This is a genomic window from Kitasatospora sp. RG8 (assembly GCF_017813315.1).
GTDB lineage: Bacteria > Actinomycetota > Actinomycetes > Streptomycetales > Streptomycetaceae > Kitasatospora.
This window is the reverse complement of the sequence record NZ_JAGIYX010000060.1, coordinates 1-18282: the sequence shown is the minus strand read 5'-3', so window position 1 is coordinate 18282 and position 18282 is coordinate 1. Positions and strand designations below refer to the sequence as shown.

General features: G+C 74.3%; 16 protein-coding genes and 1 pseudogene. 10 read left to right on the top strand and 7 right to left on the bottom strand.

Annotated features, from left to right (window positions below; genetic code table 11):
• Positions 1-174: 174 nt before the first annotated feature.
• The 4 genes from J5Y04_RS40615 to J5Y04_RS40600 form a co-directional block, all read right to left on the bottom strand.
• Positions 175-1506 carry an RNA polymerase sigma factor gene (locus tag J5Y04_RS40615; protein ID WP_209417571.1) on the bottom strand — a complete coding sequence of 444 codons (1332 nt, stop codon included), beginning with the start codon at positions 1504-1506 and terminating at the stop codon, positions 175-177.
• Positions 1479-1898: a YciI family protein gene (locus tag J5Y04_RS40610; protein ID WP_209417570.1), complete on the bottom strand. Its 420-nt coding sequence runs from the start codon at positions 1896-1898 to the stop codon at positions 1479-1481. Before J5Y04_RS40610 ends, J5Y04_RS40615 begins: the two co-directional genes overlap by 28 nt.
• Positions 1899-2254: 356 nt before the next feature.
• Positions 2255-3373, bottom strand: a complete 1119-nt coding sequence (locus J5Y04_RS40605) for a chemotaxis protein (RefSeq protein ID WP_307853560.1) — start codon at positions 3371-3373, stop codon at positions 2255-2257.
• A gap of 218 nt (positions 3374-3591) precedes the next feature.
• Positions 3592-4056: a phage tail protein gene (locus J5Y04_RS40600; RefSeq protein WP_209417569.1), complete on the bottom strand. Its 465-nt coding sequence runs from the start codon at positions 4054-4056 to the stop codon at positions 3592-3594.
• Positions 4057-4397: 341 nt separating this feature from the next.
• Between J5Y04_RS40600 and J5Y04_RS40595 the strand changes: the two genes are divergently transcribed.
• The 3 genes from J5Y04_RS40595 to gap all read left to right on the top strand — a co-directional run bounded on the left by J5Y04_RS40595 (position 4398) and on the right by gap (position 7268).
• Positions 4398-4841: an SRPBCC family protein gene (locus J5Y04_RS40595; protein WP_209417568.1), complete on the top strand. Its 444-nt coding sequence runs from the start codon at positions 4398-4400 to the stop codon at positions 4839-4841.
• Positions 4842-5060: 219 nt separating this feature from the next.
• Positions 5061-6017, top strand: a complete 957-nt coding sequence (locus J5Y04_RS40590) for a GlxA family transcriptional regulator (RefSeq protein WP_148642070.1) — start codon at positions 5061-5063, stop codon at positions 6015-6017.
• Positions 6018-6269: 252 nt separating this feature from the next.
• Positions 6270-7268, top strand: coding sequence for a type I glyceraldehyde-3-phosphate dehydrogenase (gene gap, locus J5Y04_RS40585; RefSeq protein ID WP_209417567.1), 999 nt, complete (start codon positions 6270-6272; stop codon positions 7266-7268).
• A 232-nt stretch (positions 7269-7500) separates the two neighbouring features.
• On the opposite strand, the gene J5Y04_RS40580 is transcribed toward gap, so the two are convergent.
• Positions 7501-8526 carry an ROK family protein gene (locus J5Y04_RS40580; RefSeq protein ID WP_209417566.1) on the bottom strand — a complete coding sequence of 342 codons (1026 nt, stop codon included), beginning with the start codon at positions 8524-8526 and terminating at the stop codon, positions 7501-7503.
• 498 nt (positions 8527-9024) lie between these two features.
• On the opposite strand from J5Y04_RS40580, the gene J5Y04_RS40575 reads away from it, so the two are divergent.
• From J5Y04_RS40575 to J5Y04_RS40550, 6 genes and pseudogenes are all read left to right on the top strand, one after another.
• Positions 9025-9684, top strand: a complete 660-nt coding sequence (locus J5Y04_RS40575; RefSeq protein WP_209417565.1) for an SGNH/GDSL hydrolase family protein — start codon at positions 9025-9027, stop codon at positions 9682-9684.
• Between the two features lie 26 nt (positions 9685-9710).
• Positions 9711-10709 carry a LacI family DNA-binding transcriptional regulator gene (locus tag J5Y04_RS40570; protein WP_209417564.1) on the top strand — a complete coding sequence of 333 codons (999 nt, stop codon included), beginning with the start codon at positions 9711-9713 and terminating at the stop codon, positions 10707-10709.
• 559 nt (positions 10710-11268) lie between these two features.
• Positions 11269-12000 (top strand): YhjD/YihY/BrkB family envelope integrity protein, encoded by a 732-nt coding sequence (locus tag J5Y04_RS40565; RefSeq protein ID WP_209417563.1) that lies wholly within the window; start codon positions 11269-11271, stop codon positions 11998-12000.
• A gap of 92 nt (positions 12001-12092) precedes the next feature.
• A complete protein-coding gene (locus tag J5Y04_RS40560; protein WP_307853559.1) occupies positions 12093-12596 on the top strand; it encodes a potassium channel family protein in 504 nt (167 codons plus the stop codon).
• Positions 12547-13053: a hypothetical protein gene (locus J5Y04_RS44115; protein ID WP_374106222.1), complete on the top strand. Its 507-nt coding sequence runs from the start codon at positions 12547-12549 to the stop codon at positions 13051-13053. The genes J5Y04_RS40560 and J5Y04_RS44115 overlap by 50 nt, the downstream gene beginning before the upstream one ends.
• Positions 13054-13167: 114 nt before the next feature.
• Positions 13168-13734: pseudogene (locus J5Y04_RS40550) on the top strand (plasmid pRiA4b ORF-3 family protein); the annotation flags it as partial.
• Between the two features lie 375 nt (positions 13735-14109).
• Here J5Y04_RS40550 and J5Y04_RS40545 read toward each other — a convergent pair.
• Positions 14110-15372: a hypothetical protein gene (locus tag J5Y04_RS40545; RefSeq protein WP_209417560.1), complete on the bottom strand. Its 1263-nt coding sequence runs from the start codon at positions 15370-15372 to the stop codon at positions 14110-14112.
• Positions 15373-16017: 645 nt separating this feature from the next.
• Here J5Y04_RS40545 and J5Y04_RS40540 point away from each other — a divergent pair.
• Positions 16018-17505, top strand: a complete 1488-nt coding sequence (locus tag J5Y04_RS40540; RefSeq protein WP_209417559.1) for an NAD(P)/FAD-dependent oxidoreductase — start codon at positions 16018-16020, stop codon at positions 17503-17505.
• Between the two features lie 95 nt (positions 17506-17600).
• Here the strand turns inward: J5Y04_RS40540 and J5Y04_RS40535 are convergent, their stop codons facing one another.
• Positions 17601-18137: an HAD domain-containing protein gene (locus J5Y04_RS40535; RefSeq protein WP_209417558.1), complete on the bottom strand. Its 537-nt coding sequence runs from the start codon at positions 18135-18137 to the stop codon at positions 17601-17603.
• Positions 18138-18282: the final 145 nt, after the last annotated feature.

Genomic DNA, 18282 nt, shown 5'->3' with positions numbered 1-18282 from the left:
CCGGCCTCACCAAGTAACACCCCCCGCACCCCACCCCGGTGCCACCACGACCACGCCGCTGCACCCCACCGACCCACCACGGGCCCGGAACGGTACAGCGGCGTCGTGGCATTTCCCGACCCGGGCAGGAAGCGGGCAGGCAACGGGCATCAGGCATCAGGCATCAGGCAGGCGTCAGCCCAGCGCAGCCGCCTTGCGCAGCAGGACGGACCGCTCGCGGGTGTTGCGGCAGAGCCGGGCCGCGAGCTCCAGCTCGGCCCGCGCCTCGGCGGTGCGGCCGAGCCTGACGAGAAGCTCGCCGCGCACGGTCGGGAGCAGGTGCGAGCCGGACAGCCGGCCGGAGGCGGCCAGGCCGTCGACGATCGGCAGCGCCTCCTGCGGCCCCGTCGCCATCGCGACGGCCACTGCGCGGTTGAGCTCGACGACCGGGGAGGGCGCGACCCGGCCGAGCGCCTCGTAGAGGAGCACGATCCGCCCCCAGTCCGTCTCCGGCACCGACGGGGCCTTGGCGTGGCAGGCGGCGATCGCCGCCTGGAGGCCGTAGGGCCCCAGGCCGCGACCGGCGGCGGTGGCCCGGTCGAGCGCGGCCAGGCCGCGGCGGACGGCCGAGCGGTCCCACAGCCGGCGGTCCTGGTCCTCCAGCAGGATCGCCTCGCCGTCGCGGCCGGTGCGCGCGGGGAAGCGTGCGGCGCTCAGCTCGAACAGTGCCAGCAGCCCGAACACCTCCGGCTCGTCGGGCAGCAGAGCGGCCAGCGTCCGGGCCAGCCTGATCGCCTCGTAGGCGAGGTCGGGGCGCAGCAGCCGGTCGCCGGCCGTCGCCGTCGAGCCCTCGGTGAAGATCACGTACAGCACGGTCAGGACGCCGCCGAGCCGCTCGCGCCGCTCCGCCGCGGGCGGGACTTCGAAGGGGACCCCGGCTGCGGCGATGGTCTTCTTCGCCCGGGTGATCCGCGCCTGGACGGTCGGCACGGGCACCAGGAACGAACGCGCGATCTCCTCGCTGGACAGTCCTGCCACCACCCGCAGGGTCAGCGCCGTCCGGGCCTCGGGCGAGAGCACGGGATGGCAGGCGACGAACATCAGCGCGAGGACGTCGTCGTCGATCCGGTCCGGGTCCCACGGCAGATCGTCCGGCCGGTCCTCGGTGGGCTCCGCGCCGGAGGTCGCCCCGCCCTCGACGAGCCGGCCCGCGAGTGCGGCGTACCGCTCGTCGAGGGCGGAGCTACGGCGGTAGTGGTCGATGGCGCGCCGCCGTGCGGTGGCCAGCAGCCAGCCCACCGGGTTGGCCGGCTCGCCGTCGCGCGACCACGCGACGAGGGCCTGTGCCAGGGCCTCCTGCGCGATGTCCTCGGCGAGGTCGAGGTCCCCGGTGTAGCGGGTCAGCGCGCCGACGATCCGTGCGGACTCGATCCGCCACAGGGCCTCGACGGCACGCCGGGCCGGTACGGCGCCCGGCGTGCCGTCGGTGCCCGCGGGTGTCAGAGCTGGCCGGTCCGCTCCCGCCATGCTCGTTCCTTGATGATCCACTCGTTGTCCTGCGGGAACTCGTCGATCCCCGGCACCCGTCGGATCTCGACCTTCGTACCCGGGAAGGGCGGGAGGCGCCTGGCCCATTCGACCGCCTCCTCCTTCGATGCCACGTCCAGGATGTAGAAGCCGCCGAAGAGCTCCTTGGTCTCACCGTACGGGCCGTCGGTGACAACCGGCGTCTGCCCGCTGAGGTCGACCACGACGCCGTTCGACGCGTCGTCCAGGCCTTCGGCCGCGACCAGCACGCCCGCCCGGATCAACTCGTCGTTGTAGCGGCCCATCGTTTCGAGGATCTCCTCGAAGGGCGTCTCCGTCATCTTCGCGACCGACTCGTCGCTGCCTCTCATGATCAGCATGTACTTCGCCACGGCTGGTCTCCTTCGTCCGGGGGCCGCTTTCCCGACCCTCTCTATCCCAGGTCGAACGGGACGGCCGCGGATCGACACGACGGGGAGAAAACCTTCCGGGGAATCGGCGACCCGGTCCGGGCACGCCGTACGGGGCCGCGGGTGCAGCTCCACCGTGCCGCCCCGGGATGACCGCCCCGGGATGACCATTCCGGGGTGACCGCTCCGGGATGACCGCTCCGGGATGACTGCGAGACCGTGAAGGCCCCGGTCGTGGAGGATCCGTACTGGTCGCACCGACGACCGTCGACCCGGCCTCGATAAGGCCGGCCTGACGGGCCGGTACGCGACCCGCACCGGCCGGCCCCGGCTCGACCTCAGTAGCGCAGCACCGCCGCGATGGACTGACGGCCGCTCAGTGTGCCGTCCGGCACGAAGGTGACGGTGCCGCCGGTCTCCAGGGTGCGTTCGGCGATCTCGTCGACGACGTCCTCGCGGATCTCGCCCGTTCCGGTGGGCTGTGCACCGGCGGGGGCCGGGGCCAGGTGGCCGTCGGTGACCTCGACGGTGGCCCGGTAGTACTCCTCCACCACCAGTTCGCCCACCCGGCCGTCGGTGACGGCCCGCCAGATCTCGTCCAGCCCGGCGGCCAACGTCTTGAGGCCCGCCGCCTGGTCGAGACGCGCCAGCGCCCCCTCCCGTTCGGCACGCGCCTGCTCCTGGCGCACCGGTGCCAGCGCCGGCGCCAGCGCGGTGGCCGGGCCGTCGCCCAGCCCGCCCTTCTCCAGCCGGGCGACGATCATCGCCCGGTGCGCGGTGACCGACTCGAAGAGGCTCACCGCCTCCGGCACGCCCACCAGGTAGCAGGGCCGCGGCGCTTCCCTGAGCAGCGCGCCGAGGGCGGCGTCCACCTCGCGGTAGAAGATCCGGGTGTTCTCGTGGCTGTACACGCTCGGCGTGTCGCCGATCTGCTCCTCCCGCTGCGGGTCGAACTTCTCGGGGTTGGCCGGCCGCTGCGGGAACCCGTCCGTCGACTCCTCCAGGTCCGGCCCGGCCCCGCTCCACAGCCGCACCTGCTCCGCCCCCAGGGTGAGCACCCAGTACGGCGCGTACGCGGCGCGGGCGGCCACCAGGTTGCGGGTCAGGAAGGTGTCGGACACCACCACCCGGGCCGGGACGGTCCGCGGCAGCTTCCACACCTGGTGCTCCCCGGGGGCGGCGAACAGCAGCAGCCCGTCCTGGGCGGCGTGCCGCAGCTCCACCTCGCCGGCGGCCCGCTGAAGCTGTTCCAGCACGTCCAGCCGCTCCGCGCGGCCCAGCGTGTCGTCCCCCTCGATCCGGCGGCGCGCCTCGGCCAACAGGTTCTTCAGCTGCAGGCTGTCCTGCTCGGTCCCGGTGGCCGGGCGGTGGGTGGGCATCGCGACGGTGACCGCCGGCCGGGGCCGGGGCGAGGCGAGCGCGGCAAGGGTCGCAGGAGTGAGATCGGTGATGTCCACGGACGGCCTTCCGTTTCGGGGGACGGGACAGTACCTTCCCCACCCTCACGGTGGCGGCGCGTTCCTGCACCCGGAACGTGCACGAGGAGTCACTGCGCCGCGGTCGCGGTCTCACGCGGTGGCGGCCGCGGGCGGTGGTGGGGCGCCGCCCCGCACGACCGTCGCCACCCGCGCCGCGGACCGCGTGTCCGCCCCCGACCGGCCTTCCGGCTTCGGACTCAGTACTCGTTCTTGATGACGAAGAACGATCCGCGGATGGTGCCGGCGAGCTTCGACTTCTGCCTTGCGAACTTGAAGCGCGAGGCGAGCTCCTCCGGGACTTCCATCCCTTCCGAGAGCTTGAACCCGACGGCTCGCTTCTTGGGGTCGTCGAGGGTGTACATCACGTTGACCGACAGGCCGCTCTCGTAGAAGACGTAGGCCATTCGGATGTTCTCGACCTGGAAGGCCGTGGCTTCGAGCGGCCGGGACGAGATGACGATCTCGCGTTCCTCCCGGAGGATCCGGTGCACCCAGTCGACGGCCTCGGTGGCGTCGCCCGCGGGCTCCACCGTGAAGACGTGGTCGTACTTGTTCTTGAAGTAGCGGGCCTCGTTCGCCCGCAGGCCTGCGAGCGCGGCCGCGACGGGAGACGACTCCAGGCCGGTGGTCGATACGGTGTCGAAATCCACGGCGTAGGTCATGGCGGATTCCTTCTCGTCGATGCGGATGGATGACGGGGCCTGGGGCGCCGGGCTCCGGGCGTCGGATGCGTGGTCCCGGGGTCACCTGGGGAGCAGCGTGAGGCGGCCCGGCATGGCGGGGAGCGGCCGTGAGGTGATCCTAAGCGGCGTCGGCAGTGGTGACGGGTCATCGGGCGGGCGGCGTCGAAGTTCCCGTCCTTTGCACCGACCCGCCTGCGGTTTGGGCCCTGAGCGCGTCGGACCGAGGTCCGTACGGCGTGTCCTGCCGCGTCGCGCTCCTCGCCGCCGTCGGTGAGCACGTGCGGGCGGAGCCCCGGGGTGACGGAGCCCTAGGGTGAGGTATGGCCCGCTTCGTCCTGACCCGCGTCTCGCCCCTGCCGCCCGACGTCTGCTGGGAGCGGCTGACCGACTGGCCGCGGCACGGCGATCGGGTGCCGTTCACCCGGGTCTCGGCCGGGCCGGGGGGCGGTCGGCGGGCGGGCGACACGATCGTGGCCCGGACCGCCGTCGGGCCGTTCCGGTTGTTCGACGATCCGATGGAGATCGTCGAGATCGCCGGGCCCGCTCCCGGGCGCGACGGGGTGTGCCGGCTGGAGAAGCGGGGGCGGCCGGTCCGCGGCGGGGCCGAGCTCCGGGTGCGGGCCGTGACTGCGCAGGGCGGACGGAGCGAGGTGACCTGGGCGGAGGAGGTCGTGATCGCGGGGCTTCCGGGCGTGCTCGATCCTGTGGTGGCCCGGGCCGGACGGCTCGTCTTCGGCCGGGTCCTGGACCGGCTGCTGGGCTGAGCGGTGACGCCGCCGCCGTCCGGAGCGGTCCGCGTCCCCTGACGACTCGCACCCGTGCGGAGCGGTCCGCGTCCCCTGACGACTCGCACCCGTGCGGAGCGGTCCGCATCCCCAGGCGACGCACACCGTGGTGCGGGTGGCAGGATGCTTGCGTTGGGTGGCATCCAGGTCACGGGTACGACGAAGAACCCGTCCGGCCGGAGGGAAGGGAAGGGTCCGATGGCTCGCAGGAAGCACCGGGTCGCCGTGCTCGTGCTGGAGGGGGCGAAGCCGCTCGACGTGGGCATTCCCGCGCAGGTGTTCTCCAGCCGGCCGAGCATGCCGTACGAGGTCCGGGTGTGCGGCGCGGCGCCCGGTCTGGTGGCCGGCGGGGACGGGCTCGCGTACCACGTGGCCGACGGGCTCGACGCCCTGGAGCACGCGGACACCGTCTTCGTGCCCGGGTACCGGGATCCGGCGACCACCGAACCGCCGGCCGAGGTGGTCGCGGCGCTGGTGGCCGCCCACGACCGGGGGGCGCGGCTGGCGGCGATCTCGACGGGGGCGTTCGCGCTGGCGGCGACCGGGCTGCTCGACGGGAAGAAGGCGACGACCCATTGGCACTACACGAAGGCCCTGGCCGAGCAGCACCCGCTGGTGTCGGTCGACGAGAACGTGCTGTTCGTGGACGAGGGCGATGTGCTGACGTCGGCGGGCGCGGCCTCCGGGATCGACCTGTGCCTGCACCTGCTCCGGCGTGACCACGGGGTCGGGCTCTCCAATCACGTGGCGCGCCGGCTGGTGGCCGCGCCGTACCGCAGCGGCGGGCAGGCGCAGTACGTGCCCCGGAGCGTGCCGGAGCCGCTCGGAGACCTGTTCGCGAGCACCCGCGAGTGGGCCCTGGAGCATCTCGCCGAGCCGCTGACGCTGGAGACGCTCGCCGGCATCGCGCGGGTGTCGGCGCGCACGTTCTCGCGGCGGTTCGTGGAGGACACCGGCTACACGCCGATGCAGTGGGTCCTGCGGGCCCGGGTGGACCTGGCGCGGGAGCTGCTCGAACGCACGGATCTGGGGGTGGAGCAGATCGCCGACCGGGTGGGGCTCGGCACGGGGGCGAACCTGCGGCTTCACTTCCACCGGATTCTCGGCACCTCGCCGACGGAGTACCGCCACACCTTCGCCGCCCCGGCGCCCTGAACCGGCCCCCGGCCCGGCCCCCTGAGCTGCCCTTTACCGCCCCCGGGACCGGCCGTGTGCAGGCCCTTACCGCCCCCGGAGCGGTCCGACGACGGCGGGCGGGTACCTGCAACCGGGGACGCTGGCGAGATCCTTGCGGTCGGTGGCGACAAGTGTGGCGGGATACTTGCGCACCCTGTCGATCCAGCCCCTGTCCGGGTGACAGCGGAACGCCGAGCATTGAGGGCGAAACGAACGGAAGGGAAGACCTCAATGACCCGCATCGCCATCAACGGTTTCGGTCGTATCGGACGCAACAGCCTGCGCGCCCTGCTCGAGCGCGGCAGCGACCTCGAAGTGGTCGCCATCAACGACCTCACTGCGCCCGAGTCCCTTGCCCACCTGCTCAAGTTCGACAGCTCGCTCGGGCGTTTCAGGCGGTCGGTCACGGTAGACGGGACCGACCTGGTCATCGACGGCCGCCGCATCAAGGTGCTCGCCGAGCGTGAGCCCGCCAACCTGCCGTGGGCCGAGCTGGGCGTCGAGCTCGTACTGGAGGCCACCGGCCGTTTCACCTCCGCCGACGCCGCCCGTGCGCACATCGAGGCCGGCGCCAAGCGCGTCCTGGTGAGCGCCCCGTCCGACGGCGCCGACGTCACGCTCGCCTACGGCGTGAACACCGACGACTACGACCCGGCCCGGCACGTCATCGTCTCGAACGCCTCCTGCACCACCAACGCGCTGGCCCCGCTGGCGTCGGTGCTGGACGAGCTGGCCGGCATCGAGCACGGCTTCATGACCACCGTGCACGCCTACACCCAGGAGCAGAACCTCCAGGACGGCCCGCACCGCGACCTGCGCCGTGCCCGTGCCGCGGGCGTGAACATCGTGCCGACCACCACCGGCGCCGCCAAGGCCATCGGCCTGGTCCTCCCGAACCTCGACGGCAAGCTGGCCGGCGACTCCATCCGCGTGCCGGTCCCGGTCGGCTCGATCGTCGAGCTGAACACCACGGTGTCCCGCGAGGTCACCCGCGAGGAGATCCTCGACGCGTACCGCGAGGCCGCCGACGGCCGGCTGAAGGGCGTCCTCGACTACGCGGACGAGCCGCTGGTCTCCGGCGACATCACCGGCGAGCCCGCGTCCTCGATCTTCGACGCCGCCCTGACCCGCGTGCACGGCAAGCACGTCAAGGTCGTCGCCTGGTACGACAACGAGTGGGGCTTCTCCAACCGCGTCATCGACACCCTCGAACTCCTCGCGCAGAGCTGAGCCGGCCGGGAGCCACCGCCCGCGACAGGGCGGGGCCCCACCGTCGGGAGTGCCCTCGGGGGCGGCCGTCACGGCCGCCCCTGAAGACGTTCCGGCCGGGCCTGCGGGCCGCGGGCCGGTCAGCCGGCGGCGGCAGGGGGCACGTCGAACGCGCGAACGGTCCGGACCAGGCCGACGGCACTCCGCCCGGCCCGCCGCCACGGTGCAGCGGGCCGGGCGTCGTCGCGTCGGCTCAGCGGGCGGCCGCCGTGAGCCGGCTGGCTGCGGCGGGCCCGTCCGGGCCGGCGGCCAGCGCGAGGGCGGCGGCACCGACCAGGCCGGCGTCGGTGCCGAGGAGTGCCGGGGTGACGGTCACGCGGGCGGCGAACGGCAGGGTGGCGTAGTCGGCGAGGTGGCGGCGGAGCGGGTCAAGGAAGAGCGGGCCCGACCTGGCGACGCCCCCACCGATGACGGCGGCCTCGATCTCGACCAGGGTGGCCGTGGCGGCGATGCCCGCGGCGAGGGCCCGGGCCGCCAGGTCGTAGGCGCGCAGGGCGAGCGGGTCGCCCGCCAGCGCGGCGGCCGCGACGCCGGCGGCGGACGCGTCGGCGTCGGGGCCGGCCGGACGCCAACCGGACTCGCGTGCGGTGCGGGCGATGGCGGTGCCGCTGGCGAGGCCTTCGACGCACCCGCGGGAGCCGCAGGGGCAGGGCCGGCCGTCGAGGTCGACGGTGATGTGGCCGAGGTGGCCGGCGTTGCCGGTGGGGCCGGGCCGGACCGCGCCGTCCAGGACGAGGCCGGCGCCGACGCCGGTCGAGACGACGACGCACAGGGCGTTGCGGTAGCCGCGGGCGGCTCCGCACCAGTGCTCGGCGGCGGCCATCGCGACCGCGTCGCCGCCCAGGGTGACGGGGAGGCCGACGACCGCGGGGTGGGCGGCGACCCGGTCGCGCAGCGGGAAGTCGCGCCAGCCGGGGATGTTGACCGGGCTGACCGTGCCCCGGGTGATGTCGACCGGACCGGCGCTGCCGATGCCCAGGGCCCGGGCCCGCGGCCAGAGTGGGTGCCGGGCGAGCCGGTCCAGGACGCCGTGCACGGCGGCGAGGACGGCTCCGGCGCCGTCCCGGGCCGGGGTGGGCAGCTGGACCTGGTGGAGGAGCGCGCCGTCCGGGCCCACCAGGCCGCCGGCGATCTTCGTCCCGCCGATGTCGAGCGCCGCGAGGAGGCTGCGCGGGGCGAGGCTCTGGTCGTGGGCGACAGCAGCCCGGTCATGACTCATTGTGACGATCTCCGGCGTTGGGGTGCGGACGGCCGTTCCGCCTCCATGGCGTGGGCGCGGGCGGTCGTTGGGGTGATTCTCGTGGCCGATGACAACGTTGTCCAGGAGCCGCCCACGGCCTTCGGGCAGTCGGCCTCCAGATCGACCCGGCGAAGGAATCGCGGGCAACGCGGCCCGCGACCGCGCCTACACCGCCTGGACCGCCTGGACCGACGCCGTCCTGCCGGCCACAGCGCCGGCGACCGGTTCTGGCTGCTCACCTCCCGGGCCGCTGACGGCTCCTTCCACCCCGACTACGATGTGCACCGCGTCATGTGGAAGAACGACCCCGCCAACCCGGGCCGCACCACCGCGAAGCTGTTCGCCGCTCACGCCAAGGCCATGACCGGAGCCTCCGCCGGCTGAGCCGCGCTGCGCCGCCCGTCGGCCCGGCCGTGCAGCGCCCGGGCCGACGGGGACGTCAGGACCGGTGCCGGAACCAGCAAGGAATCCCCCCTCATGCCCTTCGACCGACCGACCGGCCCGACCGTCCTCTTCCAGGGCGACAGCATCACCGACGCCGGCCGCCGCCGGGACGCCCCCGCCGACCTCGGACGGGGCTACGTGGCCCTGGCCGCCGGACAGCTGGCCGCCGCCCGCCCCGGCCTCACCGTGCTCAACCGGGGCGTCGCCGGGGACCGCGTCCGGGACCTGCGGGCCCGCTGGGAACGCGACACCCTGGTCCACCGGCCGGACGTGCTCTCCCTCCTGGTCGGGGTGAACGACACCTGGCGCCGCTACGACGCCGGCCAGGTCACGCCCGTCGCCGCGTGGGAGGCCGACTACCGCCACCTGCTCACCGAGGCCCGGGACCGCACCGGCGCCGACCTGATCCTGGTGGAGCCGTTCCTGGTGCCCGTCACCGCCGAGCAGTGGGCCTGGCGGCAGGACCTCGACCCGCGGATCCACGCCGTCCGGCGGCTGGCCGCCGAGTTCGGCGCCGGGCTGCTCGCCGCCGACGGCCTGCTCAACCAGGCTGCCCGCACCGCCGGGGGCCCGGGCCTCGTCGCCGCAGACGGTGTCCACCCGACCCCGCTCGGCCACCGGCTGCTCGCCGAGGCCTGGACGGCGCTCGTCCTCGCCCGCCGCATCCCGGCACTGCGGGAGGCACGGGCGTGAGCGGCCGGCACGGTGGCCGCCCCACCATGAACGACGTCGCCGCCGCGGCCGGCGTCGGGCTCAAGACCGTCTCCCGCGTCGTCAACGGGGAGCGCGGCGTCACCCCCGACACCGCCGAGCGCGTCCGCGCGGCCATCGCCGAACTCGGCTTCCGCCGCAACGACAGCGCCCGTCTGCTGCGGACCGGCCGCACCGCCAGCATCGCCCTGTTGCTGGAGGACATCGGCGACCCGTTCTCCTCCGCGCTCTCGCGCGCGGTCGAGGACGTCGCCGCCGGACAGGGCTGTCTGCTGTTCACCGGCTCCAGCGGCGAGAACCCGGACCGCGAACGCGAACTCGCCCTGGCGTTCTGCGCCCGTCGGGTGGACGGCCTGCTGGTCGTCCCGGCCGGCGACGACCACGGCTACCTCCTGCCCGAGACCGCCTCCGGCACTCCGGTGGTCTTCCTCGACCGCCCGGCCGCGGGCCTGGACGCCGACGCGGTGCTCAGCGACAACGTCGGCGGCGCCCGTGAGGGCGTGCGGCACCTGATCCGGCACGGGCACCGCCGGATCGGCTTCGTCGGCGACCTCCCGCACATCCACACCAGCGCGGAACGACTGCGCGGCTACCGCGCCGCGATGGCGGAGGCCGGTCTGCCCGTCGACGAGCGCTGGATCGCCACCGGGCCGACCGACCGGGCCACGGTGGCACGGGCAGTGGCCACACTCACCACCGGACCGGAACCGGTGACCGCCCTGTTCACCGGGAACAACCGAATCACCGCCGCGGCCCTGCACCACCTGCCCGCCGGCGCCGGACGGCCCGCCCTGGTGGGCTTCGACGACCTCGAACTGGCCGAGCTGCTCGCCCCCGCGCTCACCGTCGTCGCCCAGGACCCGGCCGCGCTCGGCACCACCGCCGCCAGGATGCTCTTCGAACGGATGGGCCGCGACCTCGGCCCGGGCCGGCGGGTGGAGATCCCGACCCGGCTGATCGTCCGCGGATCGGGCGAGCTCCCGCCCCCCGGGGACCGTCCCGCCTGAGGTCCGCCTCCCGGGCCGACCAACCGCGGGTGTCACGGGCGCGTGCACGACGGTCGCGGGCGTCAAGGAGCGCCGGACCGCCGTGGGCCTCCCTCGCGGTTCACCGGACTCCGGCGGGCGCAGCCGCGGAACAGGAACGATTCGCCGCGGCCCTCAGGCCACCGGAGGAGGCGAACCGCCGGCCGGCCCGTACGGTCAGCCCCTCCCTGCCCTGACAGGGCGCGGGCGGACGTGCGACGGTGGATACAGAACCGCGACCCCGAACACGCGTGTGCGTCACCGCCGCGCGGGGGTCCCAGCTGATCGCCGGTGCACGTGATCGCCGGGAGGATGCACCATGCGGACGAGGGACGGAGCACCGGGCAGGCCGGGAGACGAACGCCCTGCACAGGCACGAACGGGAGACGAGAGCCCCGCACAGCCACGGGCGGGATCCGAAGGACCGGGCACGGGGTCCGCGGACCGTGCGGGCACCGGACGGGCCCGGCGGGCGACCGACTGGGGCAGGGCGAAGTACTCCGATTCCTGGGCCCAGGACCTGTGGCGCCGGCTGACCGCGGTGGAGTTCATCGGCCAGGCCATCCAGCTCGCCGCCACGCTGCTGCTGTGCGCCCTTCCGTTCATGATCATCACCTCCGCCCTGGCCGGGCGGCCGGCGGTGTCGGCACTGATGCTGCGGCTGGGCCTGAGCCAGCAGGCCGCGACCGATGTCAACCACCTGTTCAACTCCTCCGCGGCCACCTCCTCGGCCATCACCGGCCTGTCGTGGGTCTTCTTCATCCTGGGCGGCCTCGCCTCCGCCGGCTCGATCCAGCGGCTGTACCAGCGCTTGTTCCAGCTGCGTGGGCAGCCCCGGGACCCCCTGCGCGCGCTGGTGTGGCTGGTCCTGCTCGTGGGCTGGGCCGCTCTGGGCACCTCGGCGGGCCCCGGGATCCACGCCCACGCTCCGGTCCTGTGGTGGATCATCAACGTCCCCGCGTTCATGGCCTTCTGGTGGTTCACGATGTGGTTCCTGCTGGGCGGGCGCGTCCCGGGGCGCAGGCTGGTGCCGTGCGCGGTCGCCACCAGCGCGTTCTGGATCGGCATGCTGGTCGTCTTCCACTTCATCTTCTCCGACATGATCATCAGCTATGACCAGAAGTACGGGCCGATCGGCGTGGTACTCGCCCTCATGTCGTTCTTCATCGCGATCGGCGTGGTGATCACCCTGGGCGCGGTCACCGGCATGATGTGGCGCGACCGCGGCATGTCCCTCCGCGCAGCGGCCACGAGAGTGCGGCGATCGTCGTGACGCCCGGCGCCCGGGTGCCGCCCCCGGACCGGGACAAGGCCCGGCCTTCCGCCGGCAGGATCGCCTGGACCGCGCTGAGGGTGGTCTGCTCCGTGGCCGCACTGACCGCCCTCTACTTCGTACTGCCACTGGACCACTCGTCCACCGCGGCCACCGTCGCCATGCTCCTCACCGGGCTGGCGGGCTTCGCCGCCCTGGTCGCCGTCCAGGTCCGCTCGATCCTCCGCTCCCCGCGCCCGGCCATACGGGCGGCGGAAGCGCTGTCCACCAGCGTCCCGTTCTTCCTGCTGCTCTTCGCCGCCACCTACGTCGCGCTGGCCTCGCTGGAGCCCAACAGCTTCGGCACCCCGCTGTCCCACACCGACGGCCTCTACTTCACCGTCACCGTGTTCTCCACCGTCGGGTTCGGCGACATCACCGCCAAGACCGAGACCGCGCGGCTCGTGGTCACCGTCCAGATGCTCGCCGACCTGATCGTCCTCGGCCTGGCCGTCAAGATCATCGTGGGCGCGGTCCACCGCCGTCAGCAGCGCAGGGAAGGCCCGGGTGCTCCCCGACCCCGGGCCGAGGAGCACGAGGACGACGAGGACCGATAGACCCCGTCCGACGCCTCGAAGGGCCCACGGCGCGCCCGTCGCTCAACCCGCCCCACCGGCGGCACGGGTTCCGGCCCGACGGACGCGGCCGAGCGCTTCGCGCACCTCTCCGGCCGCCCGGGAGCCGGCACGTCCTGGTCGACGGAACCGGTTTCGTGATATCTGCCGAACTATTGACAGCATTGCCGTCGACATTTGCGTTTCTCGTGACCAACCGGTTAGCCCGGGAGATCCGATTCCTCGGGAATCGCCGTCACCGGGCGGTGCGGACGAAGCCCCAACCCTCGCGGTGGCCATGCTGGAGACCGACACCGTGACCGCCGCCTACTCGTACGGCGAGAACAAGAGCGGTGACGCGGCCGACTTCGGCATGTTCGAGCAGAACGGGCCGATGCCCCGGTCGGCCTGCGGCACCTTCGCCGGACAGGGCGCAGGGTACTACCCCGGATCACCGTGAACGGGCTGTGCACCGACATTTCCCCACCCCTGGACTCGACACGCGCCGGTCATTGTCACGCGGGCGAGTGGGCCGGCGGCCAACGCCCGTGCGGGGCCCGGTGCCGCTGGCAGGATGACGGCCATGTCGGACACCAGACGCGTGAAGCCGCCCACCCGCTCCCAGACCGCCCCGGGAACGTCCGTCCACACGATCAAGGTCACCCTGTCCGGCTCCCGGCCCCCGATCTGGCGTCGCCTGCAGGTGCCGTCGAGCACGGATCTGCGGCGGCTGCACGACCTGATCCAGGCCGCGTTCGGGTGGGAGGACTACCACATGTGGGTCTTCGAGACCGGGCGGGAACGGTACGGCGCCACCGATCGGGACCTGGGGATCCGCAGCGCGACGGCGATGCGCCTCGACCGGATCGCCCCCGGCGTCGGCGCGCGGTTCGGCTACACCTACGACTTCGGCGACAACTGGGAGCACGACATCGTCGTCGAGGCCGTTGACGACGCCGAACCCGGTGTCTCCTACCCGCACTGCCTCACCGGCCGGCGGGCCGGCCCGCCCGAGGACTGCGGCGGGATCTGGGGATACGAGTACCTCGTCGAGGTTCTCGCCGACCCCGGCCACGAAGAACACGAGGAACGCCTCGAATGGCTCGGCCTCGACTCGGCCGACCAGTTCGACCCCGCCGCGTTCGACCCGGCCGAGATCAACACCGCCCTGGCCGACTGCACGACCGTACTCGTCCACGGGAGTTCGCCCCCGACTCGCCCGGATTGCTGCACCACCAGCGGGCCGAGGACGGCACCGGCAACGGCAACGGCAAGCTGAACCGCGGCGTCGAGCGGCACTTCGTGCTCCCCGGGGACTGGCCATGATCCGGGTCGACGGCTGCGGGCCGGTGGACGCCGCAGCCGCCCGCGCCGCGCTGTTCTGCGTCGAGCCCGCCTGAGCGGCTCGTCCGCGGCCCCGCCCCGCGACGCCGCCCGCCCCCGAGCCCGTACCCACCGACTCGGCCCGGGCGGCGGGGCGGGGCCGCGGACGAGCCCGTGGGTAGGCCCCTGCCGGTCAGCCCCTGCCGGTCAGGAGCAGCGGCTGGTACTGCGGCGCCTTCGCGGTGCTCCCCGCGCCGATGACGGTCAACCGGCCGCCGGGGTCGGAGACCACGGCCTGGTAGGACGAGGTCGGGTAGCCCGGCACGGACAGGTCGAGGGTCTGCCAGCGGCCACGGGTGTACCGCAGGCCCAGCGGGCGGTCCTGCTCACCGCTCGCGTCCCAGCCGACGGCGGCCATGCCGCCGGGAACGGCGGTGACCGACCAGAGCTTGCCCGCGACGCCCTCCGGCACCGGGACGGTCGTCCAGGTGCGGCCGTCGTAGTGTGCGACCAGCGGGTGGCCGCGGTCCTTGTCGGCGAGGACCGCGCGGCCCACCACCCAGACGTCGCCCGGGGTTCCGGCGACGCTCTGGTACTCGCCGTACAGCCCGGGGAACGCGGGGGTGTCGACCCTGGACCAGCCGCGACCGTCGTAGTGCAGCAGCACCGGACGGTCGTCGGGGTACGAGGTGTTGCCGACCGCCCAGACGTCGTCGGGCGCGATCTCGGTCACGGAGTTGAGCCACCAGTCGCCGTCGATCGCGGGTGCTTCGAGGCGGTGCCAGGCCGCGCCGTCCCAGTGCTCGATCAGCCCGGTCGTGCGGGTCACGACCTCGGTGGAGCCGCCGGGGGCCGGGCTCGGCCTCCGGTCCGTGACCACGCTCGCGCCACCGACCGCCCAGGCGCTCCCCCGCCGCGGCGCGGAGGCGCCGAGGAGGTAGCCGGTGGTCAGCTCTCCGGGCGGCCGTTCGATCTCCGTGGCGGTCCACGCGGTGCCGTTCCAGTGGCGGGCGAGGAACCGGCCGCTGCGCGGGTCGAGGTCACCGAGCAGCCAGGCGTCGCGCGGTGAGCTGCCGGCGAGCGCCGTCGCCCGTCCGTCGAAGTCCGGTGCGGGCGAGGGGAGTTCCTTCCACTGCCCGCCCGGGCTGTCACGCGCGACGACCACCGGGGCGAAGCCCGTGTGCTGCCCGTCGTCCGCGATCCGGAAGCCGGCCGCCCACGTGGTGTGTGCGTCGAGCCGGACCCCGGTGCTCAGCACCGCGTCCTGGAGCGGCAGTTTGGCGGGGACGAACCCGCCGGCCGGACTCCCCGCCTCGGCCGCACCCGCCGACGGCTCCCCCGCGGCGGCCCGGACGGTGACGGCGCCCGCCGCCCCGGCCCCGGCCGCGACTGCCGTCACCGCCGTCGTCACGGAGACCACCAGAGCGGCAGCGGCCCACCGTCGTCCTCGTTGCATCAGTACCTCTCCCCGTTCCCGTCGTTCTCGTCGGTCTGGTCCCGCGGGCGCCGAACGAGACGATCACGCCCGCCAAAGGAGGAGAGGTCCGAGACCCGACGATCTGTTACACCCGCCACCGCGACCGCACCTTGCCGCCGGAACCACACCGGGCACTCGTTACCGCGCCGAGCCGCCGGAACCACACCGGGCACTCGTTGCCGCACCGGGCCGCCGGAACCACACCGGGCACTCGTTGCCGCACCGGGCCGCCGGAACCACACCGGGCACTCGTTGCCGCACCGGGCCGCCGGAACCACACCGGGCACTCGTTGCCGCGCCGGGCCGCCGGAACGACACCCGCCACCGCGCCGAGCCGCCGGGCCGGCGCTGACCCCTGTGCAGCGCCGGACCGGCGGCCGTCCTTCCCTGCCGGGCTCCCCGGGTGGGCCGGGGCCGTGTCCCGGTCAGGTCTCACCGGCCGGAGCGGCGTTGAACTCCCCGGCGCGGGCTCCGGGACCGTCGCCGGACGGACTCCCGCAAGCCTCCCCCGGCCACGCGGGCCGGGCAAGGCCGTTCTGCTGGACGATCGATTACCCACCCTCAACGATCGACCCCCGTCGTGGTGCACGGGCTCCGGCCCGTCCCGCGCGGGAGACTGGTGCCGTGGACAGCACCCCTGGACGGGACGACGGGCGCGGCCGGCCGCCGCGCGTCGCACGCGGCGGCGGGGGCACCGCCGTCGTCGTCGGGGCCGGCCCGAACGGGCTGGCCGCCGCCGTCCGGCTCGCCCGGGCCGGTCTGCGCGTCACTGTGCTGGAGGCCGCCGACGAGATCGGCGGCGGCGCCCGGAGCAGCGAGGCGATCATCCCGGGCCTCCTGCACGACCACTGCTCGGCCGTCCACCTGATCACCGTCGGCTCGGCCTTCCTGCGCGACCTCGACCTGCACCGCTACGGACTGCGCTGGTGCCTCCCCGAGATCGACTGCGTCCACCCCCTCGACGACGGAAGCGCCGGCGTCCTGCACCGCTCCGTCGAGGAGACCGCGGCCGGACTCGGCGCGGACGGTGCCCGCTGGCGACGGCTGTTCGCCGCCCCCGCCGCGTCCTACGACGAACTCGCGGACGACATCATGCGCCCGCTGCTGCGCCTCCCCCGCCACCCGCTGCGCCTGGCCCGCTTCGGCGCCCCGGCGCTGCTCCCTGCCACCGTCCTGGCGCGCGCGTTCACCGGGGAGCGGGCGCGGGCGCTGTTCGGGGGCGTGGCGGCGCACGCCTACCGGCCGCTGGACCGGCCGCTCAGCTCCGCCGTCGGGCTCGGCATCCTGGCCGCCGGCCACCGCCACGGCTGGGCCGTCGCCTCCGGAGGATCGCGCTCGATCAGCCGGGCGCTCACCGCACTGCTCGCCGACCTGGGCGGCACCGTCGAGACGGGCCGGCGGGTCCGCTCGGCCGCCGACCTCCCGCCCGCGGACGTCACGATGTTCGACCTCGCGCCCGGCGCCGTGGCCGGCATCCTCGGCGACCGGCTGCCGCCCCGGGTCGCCCGCGCCTACCGCCGCTTCCGGCACGGGCCGGGCGCCTTCAAGGTGGACTTCGCCGTGGCCGGCGGCGTCCCCTGGACCGCCGAACCGGCGCGCCGGGCCGGCGTGGTCCACCTCGGCGGCACCTTCGAGGAGGTCGCCGCCGCCGAACGGGAGATCACCGCAGGACGGATGCCACGGCGGCCCTTCGTCCTGGTCGGCCAGCAGTATCTGGCCGACCCGCAACGCTCCGTCGGCGACGTCCACCCCCTCTGGACCTACGCGCACGTCCCGCACGGCTACACCGGTGACGCCACCGAGGCCATCACGGCCCAGATCGAACGGTTCGCCCCCGGGTTCCGCGACCGCGTCGTCGGCCGCTCCGTGCGCAGCACAGCGGACTTCGCCGCGTACAACCCGAACTTCGTCGGCGGGGACATCATGACCGGGGCGAAGGACGTCCCCCAGCTGCTGTTCGGCCCCCGCCTCACCCTCCACCCCTACGACACCGGCGTTCCCGGCCACTACCTCTGCTCCGCCGCCACCCCACCCGGCCCCGGCGTGCACGGCATGTGCGGCGCCAACGCCGCCGAGGCGGCCCTGCGCCACCTCCACCGCGGCCCCTCCTGAGAGGGAAGGCCGGAGACCCGTTCTCGGTCACACAGCTGCCCGGTACCGGCCGCGCGCGTGGCGGCAGGGCCGGCCGGGCAAGTGTCGGGCCGGTGTCAGGAAAGCTGTCGCAGCCATGCGTCGAGGGCGGCGTAGTCACCGTCGGTCAGACCACGGCGGGGATCGACCCGGTGGAGCAGGGCGGCTCCCGGGTGGTGGGCGGCGACCCAGGCCCGGTCGGTGTCGCGGATCTCGTCGTCGACCCAGGCGAACGGGCGGCCTGCTGCCCAGTCGACGAGGGCGCGGGTCTTCCAGTGGAGGCCGTCCCGCTCGTCCTGGTCGTCGGTGGCGGACGGCTCCGGCCAGGCCACCACCGCCAGCCGCGGCAGACCGATGCGCGGGGCTATGCAGTCGTTCGCGTCGTCCATCCACGTCGTGGCCCAGACCACCTCGCACGGGAGCGCCGCCAGCCGCGGCCCGTGCGCGGGGTTGATCCTCTCCAGGAGCGGGTTCGCGTCGGCGCCCGGCGTTCCTGCGCCCCGGGGTCCGGGACCAGCGGGATAGGTCGGATAGTGCCACGGCTCCGCGCCGAACGGGATGAGCGGTCCGTCGACATCCAGAAACAGCAGCGGACGCTGCCCCGAGCTGATCACGACAGCACCCTAGCGGCAGATCCCGACGCGGCGTGCCCCTGTTCGACCCGCCCCGGGCCGGCGGGCCGGCGGTCCGCATCACCGCGGCCGCCCACCCGGGCCGGGCCCGGGTGGGCCCGGCCCGGCGGCGCGGCTGCGGCCCGGC